The sequence below is a fragment of the Mesorhizobium sp. B2-3-14 genome, assembly GCF_006442175.1.
In the GTDB taxonomy this organism is placed as follows: Bacteria; Pseudomonadota; Alphaproteobacteria; order Rhizobiales; family Rhizobiaceae; genus Mesorhizobium; species Mesorhizobium australicum.
In genome coordinates, this window is sequence record NZ_VFVP01000017.1 from 47,866 (window position 1) to 65,258 (window position 17,393).

A 17,393-nucleotide genomic window follows, 5' to 3' on the forward strand; every position below is an offset into this window, starting at 1 on the left:
GTTGGAATACCACCGGGCCTGTGCGGCGGCCTTCGTCAACCAATTGATGATGAGCGGCCCGGCTACCGAGGGGTTGATTTGGGCTTGAAGGTCCCCAACCGGGCCATGCCGGCGATCCCCCCCGGCAGAAGGATCATGAACTAATATTAGCAATAGCGCAAATACGAAACGGCGCCGGCATCAACGTCGTCAATATCGTAGCCCGATAGGATTCGTTCGCTATCTGGCACCATAGGCTTACCGTGCCCTGGTCGCCCGCGAGATTTACAGGCCGGCTGTCAGACGCCGATCGGCAACCCGTGAGCATGCTTCACCTGGCCCAACGCAAAGCTGGATTCGATCGAGGCCACGCCGTCGAGCCTGGTGAGTTTCTGCTTCAGGAAGGTTTCATATGCCTCTAGATCCTTGACGACGACACGCAGCAAGAAATCCATTTTTCCGGTCATCAAATAACATTCGACGACTTCCGGCCAACGACGGACCGCGCTCGAAAAACCATCGAGCTCTTCCTCCCGTTGTCGCTCAAGCTTGACGGAAGCAAAGGCGCTAACGGGCAATCCAACCTTCACCTGATCAACGATTGCCACGTAGGCTCTGATCACGCCTGATTTTTCGAGCATCCGCACTCGGCGCGCGCAAGGCGATGGAGAGAGCCCGGCGATCTCGCTGAGATCTTCCGTTGTCGCGTGAGCATCCGACTGAAGTGCAGCCAGCAACCTGCGATCGATATCGTCAATCACATCTTTTGGCATAGGTTTTTGTTTCCTGCATAAAAATTAGCTGAGTCCGGCCGAAGCGGCTCTAGCTTATCGCGCTTTTAGCCGCAATCGCCCGCTGGATTTTCCTATCCTCCCTCCTCTCGGTGGAGTTATAAAATGAACGATCCTCAACTCGCGTGCCTCAAGGAACTCGAAAGCAAGGTACTGTGGCTTTCCACATGGATGGTCCACAACGCCAACAACCTTCGGCCGAATGACGACGGGCTCAAAGTTGGAGGGCATCAGGCCTCGTCAGCATCGCTCACCACGCTCATGACTGCGCTATACTTCGCGGTCTTGCATCCAGAAGACAGGGTCGCGGTGAAACCGCATGCAAGTCCGGTCTTTCACGCCATCCAGTATCTCTTCGGCAACCAGACACGGTCGAAACTGGAATCCTTCCGCGCTTATGGAGGTGCGCAGTCCTATCCATCACGGACGAAGGATACGGACGATGTCGACTTCTCGACCGGGTCTGTCGGACTGGGCGTCGCGCAAACCCTGTTTTCCTCATTGGTGCAGGATTACCTTCGAGCAAAAGGCATGGCCAAGGACCGTCCGGAAGGCCGCATGGTCGCGCTTATTGGCGACGCCGAGATGGATGAGGGTAACATTTTTGAGGCTCTTCTCGAGGGTTGGAAACACGGTCTGCGCAACACGTGGTGGATCGTTGATTATAATCGCCAAAGCTTGGACGCGGTCGTAAGGGAGGGCTTGTGGGAGCGCTTCGTCTCTCTGTTTCGCGATTTCGGCTGGGAGGTGGTAATCCTCAAATACGGCTCCCTGCTCGAGCAAGCCTTCGAGGAGCCTGGGGGCGAGGCTTTACGCGCCTGGATCGACAATTGTCCCAACCAGCTCTATTCGGCTCTGGCTTATCAAGGTGGGGCAGCGTGGCGCAGACGCCTGCTCGATGAGATCGGTGACCAGGGTCAAATCTCCCGGTTGATTGAAAAGCGTTCGGACGAAGACCTTGCGTGCTTAATGACAAACCTTGGCGGTCATGATCTGCCCCTGTTGTTGAGGACCTTCGAAGAGGCCCGCAAGCATGACCGGCCGATCTGCTTTCTCGCCTACACGATCAAGGGATTCGGCCTGCCGCTGGCGGGCCACAAGGACAATCATGCAGGTTTGATGACCACCGCGCAGACCGAAGACCTGCGCGCTCGTCTTCGGATTCGGCCGGGCTGCGAATGGGAATTGTTTGAAGGTCTTCAGCTGCCTGCCGCTGAGCTGGCTGCTTTCCTCAAGGAAGCTCCATTCAATGCCCGGCGCCGTGGCCGCCACCGGGCACCGAAAATCGCTGTCCCTGAGGCGTTTGCCATAGAGGTGCAATCTCCTGTCTCCACACAGCACGGCTTCGGAATTCTCATCCACGAGGTCGCCAAGACGGAGACTGATCTGGCGAGACGGATCGTCACAACGTCGCCGGACGTCACCGTCTCAACCAATCTCGGCGCATGGGTCAATCGTCGGGGGCTCTTTGCCCGGGAAGAGAAGGCGGATCTATTCAAGAAGGAGCGGATCCCGTCGACCTTCAACTGGCAATTCTCGCCCAAAGGCCAGCATATCGAACTCGGCATCGCCGAGATGAACTTGTTTATAAACCTCTCGGCTCTGGGGCTTTCCCATTCGACATTTGGCGAGCGGCTTTTGCCGATAGGGACCCTTTATGACCCGTTCATCGAACGTGGGCTCGATGCGCTGAACTACGCCTGCTACCAAGATGCGCGCTTCATTGTCGTTGCCACCCCTTCCGGGATCAGTTTGGCGCCTGAAGGCGGCGCCCATCAATCGATAGCAACTCCACTTATCGGCATGGCTCAGGATGGGCTCGCCAGCTTTGAGCCAGCCTTCGTCGACGAGCTTGCAACCATTCTGCGATTTTCGTTTGAATACATCCAGCGCGATGGAGACACCCAGCCCGATCCCGTGAGCTGGCTCAGGGATGCCACTGGAGGCTCGGTATATCTCAGACTGTCGACTCGGCCGATTGAACAACCCAAACGCGTCATTGATCAGACGTTGGCTGAAGACATCCTCAATGGAGGCTATTGGATGCGAAAGCCAGGGCCAAATGCCCAGATTGTGATCGCCTATACGGGAGCGGTTGCACCCGAAGCCATTGATGCGATTGGGTTGATTGCAGAGGATCGCCGCGATGTGGGCCTTTTGGCGGTAACGTCTGCAGATCGCCTGAATGCGGGATGGACGGCCGCGCAGCGCGCCAGGGAGCACGGCGTCGCCCATGCACAAAGCCCTGTTGAGCGCCTGCTTGCCAGCGTCCCCTCATATTGTGGGCTCATCACCGTGCTTGACGGCCATCCCGCCACGCTTGCTTGGCTCGGATCCGTCGAGGGTCACAAGACCCGTTCACTGGGCGTGGAGCATTTCGGCCAGTCGGGCACCATCGCGGACCTTTATCGGCACCATGGAATTGACGCGCAAAGCATCGCGCGAGCCGCGCAGTCGCTTTCACCTGGAAGGCCAATCCGACACTTACGAGCGGCCGTCTAACATCTCGGCTCTACAAGGCGCGAAGGTGTCATTGGTCTAGCGCTCGCGCTCGTTGCGGTCACGCGGGTGCCTCTCTTCGATTTCCTGCTCCAATCCTGGCGTACGCTGCGCGGATTGCTGGTGTGGATCCTGTCGTGGCGAACTCGGCTCCGGCAGCCCTCTTTGTTGACCCGCTATTTTCCTGGGCAATCCCGTCCTTTCACCCGCACGTAGATCGCGGGGATCAAGAGCTTGATGGGCGCTGCGCAGCCGATCCTCCTGGGCAACCTCCCGGCTGCGGACCACAGGCGCATTCCCTGAAATCGGCTCGTGCTTTGAGTTCGATGTGGTTTGAGGGGTTCGAGATCCGCTCTCAAACAACTGCGAAAGCTCGCCACTGCGAACTGGGGTGTTGTGGTCAGCTTCGCTGGCGGCAAGCTGTTGTTCCGAAATGCGGAGGTTTTCCCGCCGGACGGTCATCACTTCGCGCGCGGCTTCAACGACTTCGTTGAATTGTTTGCGCTCCCATGGCTCGATTGAGCGCTCAATGTCCGCCAGAATAGTCCCTATCCGCTTTTCGTATGCCTCGAACTCAGGACGTGTCATAGCAAGCATGGCAGCTTCCTCGCCTCCAAAAAGTTCCCGGGCCAAAACGGCTTTGGGGTCGTCCCCGTCCGGTGTTTGCCGAGAGAATTCATTCTCAGTCGCGATCTGGGTGAAACGTGACGCGGCCCGGATTCGTTCGAGCTGATCTGCGGCGAACTCGGCCACCTTCTTATCTTGGCTATCGCGCGCAATTGCGCTCCATGCCTGACCAACTTCCGTCACGTATTTGGTACTGCGGATGGACCTCGCCGCGTGACGGAGATTGGAACGTTTGGCTGCATAGCGTGCCTGTGCCGGCTGGCTGGTGCCCTCATGCTCGCTTCTGCCGACATAGCTGACAGGACGCACCTGAGTACGAGCATAGGCCGGCGCACTTGCAAACTCGCGGCGGTCGGTCAGCTCCATGCGGATTCCGTGCTCCCGGGCCTTCTCAGCCATCAGTGAGCGCCATTCCCGAAACTCCCGCGGGCTCGTCTCGATGCGTTCTCCTGTCTCCGCACGCATGGTGACGATCGCGTGGGCGTGGACATGGGGCCGCTTGCCACCCTGCCCTGCCACTTTTGGATCGTCAGACGGATCGTGCATGGCATAAACATACCGATGCCCGGGGAATTGATCGCCAAGGAACTCCCGCACGGCATCTCGAAATGCAGCTTGATCGGTGCCCGCGCGCGCCGAGGCGACCAGATGCATGATGTCGCGTCCTGTGCGGCTTTGCATCTGCTTGCGCCAGTCTTTCTGGACGAGATCGCCGGCTTGTTTGACAGTCTCGATATGGCTGTCCGTATCATCACGGACCCGCCCTTCGAAGCGCTCCACCATTTGGCGAATCCGGCTCGTTGCAAAGGCAACGCCATTGCCGTGACCGTGGAACAGAACCCGTGCCTGGACGTCGCTGCCGATCTTGCTCCTGTTCAACCGCTCTTGGGCGATTGCCGCGGCCTTCGCGTCGCCGGTCAGGCGCTCGCCATCCGGCCCGCGCAGGAGCAGGACCCCCTGCACCCGCAAACGCTCGCCGTCCGCTTGCTCCATTGCATAAACGAACCGGCGCTCGCCGAAGGCGGCGCGCAGGACGTGGCGAACGATTTGGTCATGCTCGCGATCGCTTGCCTTTAAGTTCACCGTCACCTGGAACAGACTTACGTCCCGGCTCGAGGCACGATTATCAAAAAGATGCTCCCATTCGGTGCGAAGTTGCAGCAGGCCCGCCTTGCCGATGATCTGCTCGCCCTTGTCGGTTTCTACGGCCAGTTCGCCATTCCGGGAGACGTAGCTCACCATCGCACCCATACGCGCTCCACGACCATAGGACGTGAGCTTGACCACCGCAGGCTGGCTCCCTTGAGCCACGGCTGTGAACCGTTGACGCATCGATCGGTTCGGCGCGACAGCTCCGGTGCGACAGGAACGCGCGCTGGCATTGTGGCCGGCGCGCGCCCTGTCCCCTCGCTTTACCGTTTCGTCTGGTGCCAACGCCACCCCGCCCCTTCGCCGCCAGTCACATTCATGCGCGTCGCGCCCCCGCTGCATTTCATGAAGCAGCGCTGCGCGACGCCGTTCCCACTCCCGTTCGAAAGCCCCCAGGAAAAATTCCATTAGCCAGCCCCCGAGCGCCGCGCCGCGCCGGCGCGTTTCGTCATCTGGGACAGCTCTGCAGCGACCGTCAATGAAATTGCGCGGGCATCATCGGCAGCTGCGGCGATATCCGAAACCGAGCTTAACCGCCCCGTGTTGAGCGCGCGTACGGCTTGATTGAGGCCATTGGCAACAGCACTCAGATCCGCGGCGAGGAGTTGTAGGATCGCGCGATCGGCATCATTGAGAAACGGGCGGATGCCCGCACCCTCGCAGGCGAGTGTGCGGATGAAGGCGGACACTGACATGCCGGCGCCATTCGCGGCCGATTTCATGACGGCAAGCTCATCCGGGGCGAACCGGATATGTGCGACCCTCTCCCGCCTCGGCGGCCGTCTTGCGATAGCTGCGCCGGCTCTCGTCATTACGCTTCTGCCTTGTTCGCGGCCGAAGCCGCGGATCGAGGGCCAGTCCCTCGATCGTCAGAAAAAACGTATCACGTTTTTGCGTATCCTGCCAACCGCTTTGACATCGAATTTTCCTGTTTACCGCAATTGAACTGATTTTTCTTGTAGTTTTGACTGTGTTTTTCTATATTGATGGAAATCCATCTGTCCACTGATCCACTTTCGAACAGATCTGGATTCAAGTGGATGTAGGAACACACGTTTATGAGGAGAGCTCGCTCATGCCTGTCGTGATCTCCGCCATCAATGGCAAGGGGGGCGCCGGCAAGACCACCGCCTTGATGAACATTGCTGGCGAGTACGCACTGCGCGGTTCAGCCGTGGCCATGGTCGACATGGACGGGAGAAGCAATCTGACCAAATGGTGGAGCGAGTGCCACGACAAGAACGCGCAGCCGGAAGGCATCAGCGTTTTCAGCCACAAGACCGCCAAGTCCTTGGACGCGTTCGTTGAGCGCCATGGCCACCGTTTCGATTACCTCCTCATCGACACGCCTGGAGAGGATATTTCTACGATCGATCCGGTGATTGGTTGGTCCGACCTGGTGATATCTCCTGTGCAGCCGTCTAAACGCGAGGTCCTTGGCGCGATCGACTGCTTTCACTCCGTACTCAGGATCAACGAGGCTCGCGCCAGCGCATGCCGGCATGGTGTTTTGCGAACCCGCATCTCGATGACGGTTCGCCAGACAGAGCTCTACCGCAAGATTAGGCCAATCATCGAGGACAAGGTCGGAACCTATCTGTTTCGTACCGAGGTTATGGAGCGTAACGTCTACAAGGACATTCAAAACGGCATCGGCACTCTCCAGATGCAGACGCTGTCCGAGGCTGTCGCCAAAGCGCGGCGCGAGACCCAAGAGATCGTGAGCGAAATCGATGCACTGCTGAGCTCCGGCGCAGAAGCGGGGCCCGCTTGATGAGCGGCAGGGAAACCCTGTCGCTCGACGAGTTCGCGCTCGCTGCCAGGAAGCAAGCGGTGAGAGGTGATGAAGATCGTGCGTCGGATCTAGTCAGCACTGACCCTAACTCAGACCGCACGTCGCCGAACCGGAGCGACCTTCGACAGGAGGCCCGAAAAGCCTTGCGCCGGATGAAACGAGAGCGCGTTAAGGGGCAAAGCTGCTTTGTCAATGTGAACCTCGACCGGCCAACCAAGCGCCGCTTGAAACTGGCAGCCTTCCATGACGACACAACGATGCAGGCAATCGTGGAAGCGGCGATCGTCAAGTATTTGGACGAGCTAGGCCTATAACTCCAGCCACGTGGTTCTTCCCTGGCGGATCGCGGAATTTGATGTCAGACCCCTCCCCTGCTAGACTCGCGGTCAAGTTGGCTCTGATTTTTCTCACATCGGGCAATTTGAGGTGGAAAGGCACGTCCTATCGATGTGCTTTCTCGACACGCACAGGAGCTGGCAAAAGCCCTCGAAATGGCAATCAAGGACCTTCAGAAATACATTCACGAGCACGCACTCACCGAAACGGAAGACGCCGAATCCGAAAAGCCGGTCTACAGGAAACCCGGCTTCGAAGGCGTACGGAGCTTCGGCGATATGGAGAAGGCCTTCGGTCGGTTTGTGCGCGAACGCCGCGAAGCCAGAAGGCTCAATCGCGCCCAGATGGGAACCATGGTCGGCCTGCATGAGACTATCTTTGCACGCTATGAGCGGGCCTTTTCGAAGCTGCATGCGACGAGACTCATTCATGTTTGCGAGATTCTCGACTGCTCACCGATCGAAATGATCCATTTTGCTGCCCCGCATTTTTTCGGCCAGAACCGGCAAGAAGCTGACGATAAGCTGAAACTGATTTTGCGTGTGCTTGATATGCCGGCTTCGTCGGCATCAGGCCTGTTGAACCTTGTCGAGGGTCTCGCCGGCGCAAGTGCCGGAGACGATCCGGGCGATCGATGATGCGATCGCCGCGCCCTGTCCCCGATTCCCGGCCGGCGGCAACGTGCTCATGCCGGCCGCAACTGGCCCGGCCCGAAAGCCCGCTATTCGATCAAAGTTTTGAATCGGTCTCGAACCACCGATTCAGAAAATGCATTGGACGGTATTTGGGCGAACGCAGATAATCCGATGCATGAAGCACGCGACCCATCCACTGTTCCTGCGGCGCATAGACAGTGCCCGCAACATGGCGCGGTACTATGTCATGGCATTGCAACCCACGCTGTTCGGTGACGTGTCCCTTGTACGGCAATGGGGCCGCATCGGCACACGTGGGCGTCAGAAAGTCGAGTTTTTCGACGATTGCCTGCAAGCAGCTGCGGCGCTGTCGCGGCTGGCCGCGCAAAAGTCCAATCGGGGATATTCGGGCAATCCCCATGAGGTCTCCCCGGCAGGTGCGCCCGATCCGGCGTGCCAGCCGGTGCCGTTTGCCGGCAAGGCATCACAGATGATCATCACGACCCCTGGCACGAAGTAAGCAGGCAGGCGTGGCGCATCGATGCTGCGCCCAATTCCAAATGACCTCATGCCTCGCCTTTGCGCCAAGCGCCCGGCCTGTTCGGCGGGCGCTGCGCGGTCGGTTGCCGATGCCAGGCCATCGAGAACGGAACAGCGAAAACCTGCCCCCTCCTTGTCCCCAACAGGTTGGCGCATTGGGCCGCTGAAGCGACGATCGTCTGACGCCCCGGGATCGTCGGGGACCCTGTTGGCTTGAGCGCCGTGGGTGACCCTTCGCCGACAAAGGGCTCGCGACCCGTCGGATGAGCAGGCTTGCGGTCGAGCTTTCGCCGCCGGAGTTCTCGCCTTGTCCCTTCGCAGGATCGCGGCGCCCCGGGGGAGCGCCGCGTCCAATGCGTGGCCGCCTCAGCGCGACCATATGAGAGCGTATCCCTCGTCATTCTCGACCAGGCTCGCGTAGATCGGAGCGGGGAAGCTTGGATCATCAAGCTTGACGGAGTGGTATTCTCGGCCGGTTTCCTTGGCTGCCTTCTTCCAGCCGGCGCCAATCTCGATGGTCCCTGCGAGGGCCCGAAGGTCGGGCGACTTATCGCTTTCCTTCTCGGCCTGGATCAGGCGGGCCTTGATGTTGAGGTTGAGCGTCTTGATAACTCCGACAAACGAGCCGTCTTCGTTGCGAGTGAAAGTGCCGATCTGAGCCATGGGTTTTCTCCTTGCTGTATCAGGTCGCGACCATCGCGGCCTTGATGGCGATCGCAGGGCACCACGCGACCGGCCCGCACCCGCAGGGCTAAAACGCGAGTGGAAGGCAGCGCAGCGCCGAGCTTCTTGGCGCGCGAGGAAGCCGCGCGCAGCACGGCGGGGAAGAAGGTCGGCATGGCTGTTGCGGGATCGAAGTCGGGCTGCGCAGCAGCTGGACGCGGTGTGAGATACGCCACCAAGAAAGGCCGTAGTGGACGCTCCTCTGGTAACTGCGTGGAGCAGAGGACCCTCGGCGAGGCCAAAACCGCCGCTGGCGATGCTATGTCCAATATCCAGGCGCGATCCCGGCAAGTGTGACCGTGATAATGCGGGTATCTCGGAGGGGCCGCGAAGCGATGGCTCAGTCCGGTGGCATTGAGGGCGCGGGCTGAAGATCGTGCAGGAAGGCGACGGCTCGCTGTGCATGACCGGCAGCGGAAAAGATCGCCCGCTTGTCGCTGGCAAGGACCTGAAGCCAGGAGGCGAGATAGCTCGCGTGATCCGGCCGCGGCTCGAGTTCCGGCGCGATGCCCAGATCCGCGCAAAGGAAGCAGCTGCCAAGTTCGGCAATGAGCTCCTCCCGCGCCCGCTCGCTGCGATCCTTGGCATACCGGCTGAGGTCGCGGTTCACCCGTTGCGGCGCCGATGTCCAATGTGTGGCCTCGTGGCTGAGCGTCGCGACATAGGCCGCCGCATCGCGGAAGGCTTGGAGCGGCGGCATCTGGATATGGTCGGTCGCAGGCGAAAAGTAAGCGCGATCGCCGCCGTGTCGGATGACCGCACCGGTGTTGGCAAAGAAGCGGTCGGCGTGAACGATATGCTCGACCGGCTCACGAACCGGCTCAACCCGCTCATAAAGCTGGTCGGGCAGACCCTCGATCTGGCCGGCGTTGAAGACGCTGTAGGCTTTGAGAAACGGGATCTCGCGGTCGAACTCCTCGCCCGAGGCGTCGATTTGCGTCTTGGTGAGGCGGCCTGCGAAGACCACCAGGGTGCCCGACTCTCCCTTGCGCACCGCCCCGCCGAGCTCGAGCGCCTGCTTGAAGGTCATCCACATCGGGCTGGAGAAGCCCCGCGCGATTGCCTCTGACCACAGCAACAACACGTTCATGCCGTTGTAGGGCATGCCGTTATGCCGTATCGGTCGGGTCACCCGACCGACGGCGGTGGCGCAGTGCCATGGCTGCATCCAGGGGCGGACGCCCCTCTCGAGATCGGCGACAATCCGATCGGTGATCCGCGCATAGATGTCGACGCGCGGCCCTTTTCTGCTCATCTCTCTGAACCTCTGGTTTTGGAGGCCGCGCCGATCGCGGCCCCGTCACGGTCCGCCGGTGGCGAAGGAAGACGGGCAGCGCACCCGCAGGGCCATAGCGCCAGCGAAGGACGGCGCAGCCGTTGCGCTGACTGTCTTGCTGCGCCAGGACCGCGGGAAAGACGGGGCGCGAAAGAGGCGGCGCTGGGCGCCGCCTCGATACGTCTCGCAAGAAGGGTCGGCTCAGCGAATCGCACGGCCGCCCCGGTAGGGATCGTATTCGCAGAGGATTTCGACCTCTGCGTCATCGAGCTCGTCGGCGGGCAGGATGCCGAATTCGGCGTCGACCTGGAAGAGAACGACTGGGGCCATGAGGGTGCGGGCGAGATGCCAGGCGGCCTTCTGGGCAAGAGTGAGATCGTGCGACATCTGAGGGCTCCATCTTGGAGCGGGCCAATCCCCGCTCAATGGCTGCGTCGGGGTGCGGCGGCGGGCGCGATCATCGCGAGGCGACAGCCGAGCGGCCGCAGCTTGCTAGCGGACCCCTTGCGGGTTGATCGTGGAAGACCGCGCCGCACCAGGAAAGCCATCACGAAAGAGCGGGATTGGATTGCTCAAGTCCGGGCCGGCAGTGCTCGGCCGCATCCGATGTCACTGGCCTGAAGGCGGCTCCATGGATCGGCAGCGTGACCGCGGCGGCCATTCTGTCGGACATTTGGCGCGGCCGGGCGACCTGCCGGACCCAAGCTGAGCAGCGTTGGAATTGCCGCGGCAACGTGATCTCTCAACGGCTGTGTAGTGCCTGACCCATCTTTATCGATCCTTGAGGCAAATCCGCATGCGCCACCAACACTCGAGCCAACGGGTCGCCCTAGGACCATCCGTTGAGTTGGCGGGTCCCGGGTTCAGTAGACCTCCCCCGCCGAGGCAGGCGGGAGAAGTTGGGGCGCGGCAAGCGAAGAGCGGGGCAGAGCCCCGCCCTGAAGGCGCCTACCCGAGAGCTGCCATCTGCAGCTCGGCCGCCTTGCGGTCGACTGTGGGGCCAGAGTTCTCGACCGACCGCTCGAAAGGCTTCCAGACCTCGCCAACAACGTGCTCATAGGCGATGATGGCCCCCTCGGCGGCCATGCGCAAAGCGTGGGCCTGGAGTGCCATGTCCGCAGCGAACTCGCGCTGGCGCTGGGCGGCGCTGTCGAAACCAACGGGACCACCGACATCTTCGTCCCGATCGTCACAGGCGGACTTGGCGGTTGCGTCGCGAGCTTGGGAGACCGCCCGGCTGTAGAACTGGCCGGCGCCGTAGGCGGACCCGACGAAGGCCCCGACGACGCGCTGCAGGTGGATCTGCATGGCGCGCTCGCCAAGCCCCTCGTCCAGCGCTGCTGCGGTGTCGACGATCAGCTTTTCGTGCAGGTCGCGGATGCCGTCGCTGTCGAGGACAGGCAGGCCGAAGCTCTCGGAAACGAGAGAGCACTGCGCGGCATCGGGGCAGGCGAACCGCACCATCTGCAAGGTGGTTGCCTTGCGCAGCGGCACCACGCGAGCGGTAGAGCGAGGATTGGCAGCTTTCTTGATCATGACACATCCTTTCTTCGGTTTCCGAAGCGCAGACCGGCTCCGTGCCGGCCCGCCCTCGGGCGCGGACCCACAGAACCGGCCGAGCGGCGTTCGCTTCAAGGTCCGGGTGGACCGAGGCGAGCAGGGCAGGTTTGCGGCCAAGCAGGGCTCCTTCCCAGCCCTCGCGCGGGACGCGGGGCTGCTATGCCGAGACTGGATCGCTCCGGCCGCCGCGCGGCGCGGAACGCGGCCTTGAAGTGAACGACCGCCGGTTCAGGACCGCTTCAAGCCCGGGGAGGACCGGCACGGGCCTAGTTATCGAAACGGAAAGGGAAGGACAGGCGCTCAAGACCATGTGCCTGACCAGCGGGCTGGACCTGTCCCATTGTGCCGCGAGCACCCTTACCAAGACGGTGCCGGTGTGCTTGCCGGATGCGGTATCGCCGGCAGCGCGCCAGGTCTCGCGCGAACAACTGCATCGCTCCACCTGCTCGCAGATATCCCCGCCTCGCCCTGCAGGTCGACAACTGTTGGCGATTGCTTGTCCGCCGTGCCAGCTAGCCGCGGCAACGCGTCAATCTCCGGCTGCCGCTCCGCCAGGAAGGGTGTGAACGGGCCCCGCAACTCCGTCTCGACGGCGCGGCTTAACCCGACGAGACGCTTTGGTCACCCAATCGGATAGCCAAGCTCCAAGAGCCATGCTTGGCGGCTGCGCGACGCGGGGCCGATATGAACGAGTTCGACATAGTCGCCGGGCCGGTCGAAGACCCGCACCGATCTCGGGGCGCTCGATGGCGGTGGAGCGCAGAGCTGGGCCTGGCGAGCAAGTGCGGTGGACCCGGATCGCGACCACTCCGCGGCTCATGGCCGGCTTCATGCAGGCACATCCCCTATGGCTCACCATCTTCTTCAGCCCTTCCGGACAGCTTCCTGCGGCTGCCACCGCGACCGGAGGGGTCAAGACCGCTCCTCCCCATCCTTTTGCGCCTTCATGTCAGGTCGGCATTCCAGTCGTCTAATTCTGGGCGCAGCCGCTCGGCGCTGCATCCGACCGCCTCGGCGAGCGCTAGAACCCTGCCGGCATAGACCTCGCCCTGGGCATTGTTGTCGGTGGCGGCGACGAGTTGGACACCTGCCCTGACCGCAAGCGCGTGGATCGCTGCGTGCGTACCCGGCGACCAGCCACCGGCCGTGCTGAGGTACAGAGTGTCGGGACGAAGCTGTTCCAGCGCAGCGAGACTTAGGGCGTCGATGGCCGCCTCGGTGACGCAGAGGCGGGACGCCTCCGGGCGGCCGAAGCGGAACAGTACCTTGGCACCGGCGGTGGCAAAGCCGCGCCAGTGCAGTCCACGTTCTTCCCAGCCGGTGACGGAGCCATCTGCATCAGTGTGCGCCGCCCACATGCTGCCATGCGGCCCCTCGCGCAGGAGACCGGCCATAACCGCGGCGCGCAGAATCGGCTCGGGGAGATGGCGACCGTCTCGCAGGTAGCGCCAAGTCGCCGATCCGAGCCATGGCTTGCGCCGGGCCTGCCAGCGATCCGCTATCGACAGTTCGGGCTGCCGCTGACGGAAGCTGCGCTGCCACACCGGCGCGGTAACCGCGATACCAACGAGGTCCGCGACTTCGTTGATCGCCGTGACGAAGGGAATGCCCTCGAGATGCTCAAGCAGCCCGAAGACATCTCCCTTGGCATCCGAGAGCGGGTCGAACCAGCCCTTGCCCTCGTGGATAACAATGATTATCGATGCATCGCGGCGATATTTCATCGCCTTGCGCGTGCTTTCCTTGAGATCGAGGGCGAAGCCCGCGTGCTCAAGCACGGCGGCGCAGGGCACCTTGTCCTTCAGCTCTTCAAGCTTTACTTTTTCCATCTTCGCTCGCGCACCTTGTCGCGCTCCCTGTTTCAAGTCCGCCCAATATTCTCTGGACAGGGACCGGAGGCCGCGAAGAGCAAGGCAGGCAAGGGCGCGGGCGTGATGCGCATTTGTGCCGGGTTTGCGAGGCAGACGAGACCGCGGCGCCGCTTCCCTTGCCGGGCGCAGCACGCAAGCGGCAGCGATGACCAATGATTTCGGCAGCACTTCTCGTCAGCAACGCACACAGTGTGGATATGTCCGTTTTCGTCGAGGCGCGATCCGTGGCTCCTGGAGCGGTCACCTTGGCGCAGCGCGGCAACCCGGCCGCTGCCGGTGCCGGCCGGCAGCGCTACCTGTAACTGGCGCGCGCCATTAGGCCCCGACGCGGGTGCCCGGCATATTCTTGATTCCTAATGGAACAAAGAGCGCCAAGTCAGATTTGAAAAGGTCCGCTGGCTTTGGAGCCGCGGGTGGCTGCCCTCCGCCAGGCCGGCCTGCGCTGTCAGGCGCAGGCCACACGACGACAGGATTACACCCATGAAACGTCTCCCCCTTTTTCTGCTCAGTTTGGGCGCCATGATGATCCCCACAACACTGCTGGGTGCGGCGCAATGGGAGGGCTTTGGCATCAAGCATCTCGGGTTCGTATTCGACGTTCCCCCGGGGTTTGTACTTGCCCAACGCACCGATCAAGGGGCAGCCTTCGAAGGCCGACACAAAGCATTTCTTGCCGTCTGGGGGGCGCAACTCGGCAAGGCAAGCTTTCGCACCGAGATCGAGCATCGCATTGCCGTGAACGAGAACGACGGCTGGAAGGTGACCTATAAGCGAGTGACGCCGCAATGGGCCAGCTATTCAGGAGTGAAGGAGGGCCAGATCCTTTATGTCCGGGCTATCAAGATTTGCCGGAACAGAGCTGCATTGTTTACCGTCAACTATGCTCGCACCGAGAAGGTCCCTTATGATCCGCTTATCATTCGCATGGTCAAATCACTGAAGGTCCAGGGCTGCTGAGGGTCGGTTACATGGCGCGCCAGCCGAATTGCGTTTTTAGAGACAGGCGGCTCGCTTCTGTGTCGAACCATGCAGAACGTCAGCAACCTCGTTGTCCCGTCGCCAATGCGCAGCACCGACTCCTCGGCCGCTCCTCAAGTTCAACGGATCGGCTACGCGCTGCCAGCGGCGTCCAGCGAGGTCGGTCACCTCGGGCTCGCCAGCGGCCACCTGATGCAAGGGGCAGCCGTAGGAGCGTCAGCCCTTGCGGCGCCGCAGGCGCGACGCGGGACCGACTGCAACGACGAGACCGGTTAAAAGGGTAGCCTAAGGAGCGTCAGCATGGCGCCGCCGCAGGCGGGACGCGGGACAGACTACCCCCGGCCAGGAGTGCCGTATCGATTGCCGGAACGCTGCGCTGCGCGTTGGTCAGCCTTCTATGGCTCGGCCCGGCTGGGCTTCCTATGCAGAGGCGCGCGCTGACACGACCCCGAGAAGCTCTTGAAGCTCCCCCTTGGGCAGTGGCCTCGACAGTAGAAAGCCTTGGAGCTGGTCACAGCCGAGCTCGCGCAGGTAATCGCATTGGCTTTCGGTCTCGACCCCTTCGGCAGTTGTACTAAGTCCCGTCGCACGGGCCAGGTTGATAATCGCCTGAACGATGGCCTCGTCACCGTTGGAACGACCAAAGCCCTGCACGAAGCTTCGGTCGATCTTGATCCTGTCGACTTCCAGCGTCTGCAGTCTTCCCAAGGAGGAGAAGCCGGTGCCGAAATCGTCGAGTGCAAAGCGCACCCCGATGCTGCGCAGAGCCTCGATGTTGTTTCGGCATTCGCTCCGGCGCTCCGACAGAGCGCTTTCGGTAACTTCGATTTCGAGCCGCCGCGGGTCCATGTGCGTCTCCAACAAGATACTGGTCACCCGCATGGCGAAACTGGGATTATTCAGCTGCAGGGCCGACACATTCACCGCCAAGGTCTCGATGGGCCAGTCCGCCGCGTCAAGGCACGCCTGCCTGAGAACCAGTTCGCCAAGCTTTTCAATCAGACCGGTTTCCTCCGATAGCGGTATGAACAAATCCGGTGCAACCCAGCCCCGCTCCGGATCAGACCAGCGGGCCAGCGCTTCGACACCCGTCATCCGGTTTGTGTCAGCGTCGTATAGGGGCTGATAGTGGACCTGGATCCGACCGGTTGAATCCAGCGCGTTGCGCAGGTCTTGTTCCATGCCTTTGCGCATCGCCAGCGTCCGATCCATCTCATGCCCAAAGAAGGCGTAGCTGCTGCGGCCCCCCGCTTTGGCATGGTAGAGCGCCACGTCGGCTTTCCGCACCAACTCGACCGTGTCCAACCCGTCCTTGGGTGCAACCGCCACGCCGACACTCACGCCGACAAAGACTTGGATCCCGGCGACCTGAAACGGCCGACGGGCGGACTCGATCAAGTGCTCGCACAGCGCCTTGACCTCATCCTCGCCGCCGACCGAACGCTGAATGATGACGAATTCATCGCCGCTCAGACGCGCCACCGTGTCTCCTTCAGTCGTCAGCCGCCTTAGCCGGTCGGCGAATTCCCTGAGCAATTCGTCACCCGCTGGATGGCCAAAGCTGTCGTTGACCTGCTTGAAGCGGTCGAGGTCGAGGTAAAGAACCGCGAGCTGCTCGCCCGTCGACGGCAGGCGCGCCAATGCATCTGCCAGACGCTCGTTGAACTGACCGCGATTGGGCAGCGCGGTAAGCAGATCGTTATGAGCGAGGTGGTAGATCCGATCCTCGGTTTCGATCAGCTTTAGTGTCCGCCTGCGAAAACCGACGAGGGCCATGATGACGCCCGCCAGCACCAGGCCGAACAAGGGGACGAGAACGGGCACGAGTTGAAAGAGGACAAATGCTCCGGGCCGGTACGGCCGCCAAACGAAGAAGCCGATAGTTCCAGATCGGTCGACAACGGGATAGGAAGCCTCTCCGGACGCAAGCTTATCGGCCCAGGAGAACCGCGCGCCATCGAGCAGATAGTCTTGGCGCAAGGCGGTGAGAAAACTGCCGTCGAGATAGCGAACGGCCACATGCAGGAATTCCTGGCCTGGCACCTGCGCGATGCGGCCACTGTCGGAAACCACGGGCTTGATGCTGACGACCGCGGGATGGCCGGCGACAACGGCCAGATCGGAGGCGCCTATGGTGAGCACCTGTTCCGTCACACCTTCGGTATCGCCTCGTTTCAACCTTGCCCTCAAAGTCTGGACCAGGGGCGTGGTGGTCGCGCGTATGGCGCGGTAGCTGCCCGGGTCAGCTGTCGACCCATCGGTGAACGCGTAGACCGGCGCATCATTGGCATCGAGAATATAAGCCTGGTCGTGACCGAAATAGGTGTGCATCCAGCTGCCGAGATTGGTATCGAGCCATTTCGCATCGCCGCTGCGCAGTGCGTTGACCGCGTCGTCCCAAACCGTGACGCTCTCCTGGTCGTGCGCTACTGCGCTCTCCAGCTTGGACGTGATCAGTCCAACCAGACTTTTCTGCCGCGCCGCGGCAACGTGGTCAGTCTGGATCGTGGACCAAAGCAATAGACCTGTCGCGGCTGCTGCAATGAGCAGTGTCAGCCCAATGACGGGCAAAGCCGTTCGCATCAGGAAGAGACGACCGGTCGGTTCGGCAAAATGTCGCAGCAGTTTCATGAG

The 17,393-nt window shown here is 61.6% G+C and carries 14 protein-coding genes and 1 pseudogene; 6 read left to right on the forward strand and 9 right to left on the reverse strand.

The window, feature by feature from the left end:
• Nucleotides 1–278: 278 nt before the first annotated feature.
• Complete coding sequence (locus FJ950_RS28340; RefSeq protein WP_140620416.1) at nt 279–752, reverse strand: Lrp/AsnC family transcriptional regulator; 474 nt, start codon at nt 750–752, stop codon at nt 279–281.
• Nucleotides 753–875: 123 nt separating this feature from the next.
• Here FJ950_RS28340 and FJ950_RS28345 point away from each other — a divergent pair, with 123 nt between their 5' ends.
• Complete coding sequence (locus tag FJ950_RS28345; RefSeq protein ID WP_140620418.1) at nt 876–3,272, forward strand: 1-deoxy-D-xylulose-5-phosphate synthase N-terminal domain-containing protein; 2,397 nt, start codon at nt 876–878, stop codon at nt 3,270–3,272.
• Between the two features lie 36 nt (nt 3,273–3,308).
• Here FJ950_RS28345 and FJ950_RS28350 read toward each other — a convergent pair whose 3' ends face one another.
• Both FJ950_RS28350 and FJ950_RS28355 read right to left on the reverse strand, forming a co-directional pair.
• Entirely contained in the window at nt 3,309–5,453 is a 2,145-nt protein-coding gene (locus FJ950_RS28350; protein ID WP_140620420.1) for a conjugal transfer protein TraA, read from the reverse strand.
• On the reverse strand, nt 5,453–5,767 hold the full coding sequence (locus FJ950_RS28355) for a plasmid mobilization relaxosome protein MobC (protein ID WP_246677770.1): 315 nt from the start codon (nt 5,765–5,767) through the stop codon (nt 5,453–5,455). The genes FJ950_RS28350 and FJ950_RS28355 overlap by 1 nt, the downstream gene beginning before the upstream one ends.
• Nucleotides 5,768–6,120: 353 nt before the next feature.
• Here FJ950_RS28355 and FJ950_RS28360 point away from each other — a divergent pair, with 353 nt between their 5' ends.
• The 4 genes and pseudogenes from FJ950_RS28360 to FJ950_RS28375 form a co-directional block, all read left to right on the forward strand.
• Nucleotides 6,121–6,819 (forward strand): ParA family protein, encoded by a 699-nt coding sequence (locus FJ950_RS28360; protein WP_140620424.1) that lies wholly within the window; start codon nt 6,121–6,123, stop codon nt 6,817–6,819.
• On the forward strand, nt 6,819–7,154 hold the full coding sequence (locus FJ950_RS28365; protein WP_140620426.1) for a hypothetical protein: 336 nt from the start codon (nt 6,819–6,821) through the stop codon (nt 7,152–7,154). The genes FJ950_RS28360 and FJ950_RS28365 overlap by 1 nt, the downstream gene beginning before the upstream one ends.
• Before the next feature lie 300 nt (nt 7,155–7,454).
• Nucleotides 7,455–7,814 (forward strand): helix-turn-helix transcriptional regulator, encoded by a 360-nt coding sequence (locus FJ950_RS28370; protein ID WP_246681396.1) that lies wholly within the window; start codon nt 7,455–7,457, stop codon nt 7,812–7,814.
• Nucleotides 7,815–7,986: 172 nt separating this feature from the next.
• A pseudogene (locus FJ950_RS28375) lies at nt 7,987–8,217 on the forward strand (WGR domain-containing protein); the annotation flags it as partial.
• Between the two features lie 500 nt (nt 8,218–8,717).
• On the opposite strand, the gene FJ950_RS28380 reads toward FJ950_RS28375, so the two are convergent.
• The 5 genes from FJ950_RS28380 to FJ950_RS28400 form a co-directional block, all read right to left on the reverse strand.
• On the reverse strand, nt 8,718–9,014 hold the full coding sequence (locus FJ950_RS28380; RefSeq protein ID WP_140620432.1) for a DUF736 domain-containing protein: 297 nt from the start codon (nt 9,012–9,014) through the stop codon (nt 8,718–8,720).
• A 400-nt stretch (nt 9,015–9,414) separates the two neighbouring features.
• Nucleotides 9,415–10,329, reverse strand: coding sequence for a zincin-like metallopeptidase domain-containing protein (locus FJ950_RS28385; protein ID WP_140620434.1), 915 nt, complete (start codon nt 10,327–10,329; stop codon nt 9,415–9,417).
• A gap of 222 nt (nt 10,330–10,551) precedes the next feature.
• Nucleotides 10,552–10,737, reverse strand: coding sequence for a hypothetical protein (locus tag FJ950_RS28390; RefSeq protein WP_140620436.1), 186 nt, complete (start codon nt 10,735–10,737; stop codon nt 10,552–10,554).
• A 561-nt stretch (nt 10,738–11,298) separates the two neighbouring features.
• Nucleotides 11,299–11,886 (reverse strand): hypothetical protein, encoded by a 588-nt coding sequence (locus tag FJ950_RS28395; protein ID WP_140620438.1) that lies wholly within the window; start codon nt 11,884–11,886, stop codon nt 11,299–11,301.
• A 968-nt stretch (nt 11,887–12,854) separates the two neighbouring features.
• On the reverse strand, nt 12,855–13,739 hold the full coding sequence (locus tag FJ950_RS28400; RefSeq protein WP_140620440.1) for a DUF3991 and toprim domain-containing protein: 885 nt from the start codon (nt 13,737–13,739) through the stop codon (nt 12,855–12,857).
• A gap of 522 nt (nt 13,740–14,261) precedes the next feature.
• Between FJ950_RS28400 and FJ950_RS28405 the strand changes: the two genes are divergently transcribed.
• Nucleotides 14,262–14,738 (forward strand): hypothetical protein, encoded by a 477-nt coding sequence (locus FJ950_RS28405; protein ID WP_140620442.1) that lies wholly within the window; start codon nt 14,262–14,264, stop codon nt 14,736–14,738.
• 441 nt (nt 14,739–15,179) lie between these two features.
• On the opposite strand, the gene FJ950_RS28410 is transcribed toward FJ950_RS28405, so the two are convergent.
• Entirely contained in the window at nt 15,180–17,390 is a 2,211-nt protein-coding gene (locus FJ950_RS28410) for an EAL domain-containing protein (RefSeq protein ID WP_140620443.1), read from the reverse strand.
• Between the last annotated feature and the right edge of the window lie 3 nt (nt 17,391–17,393).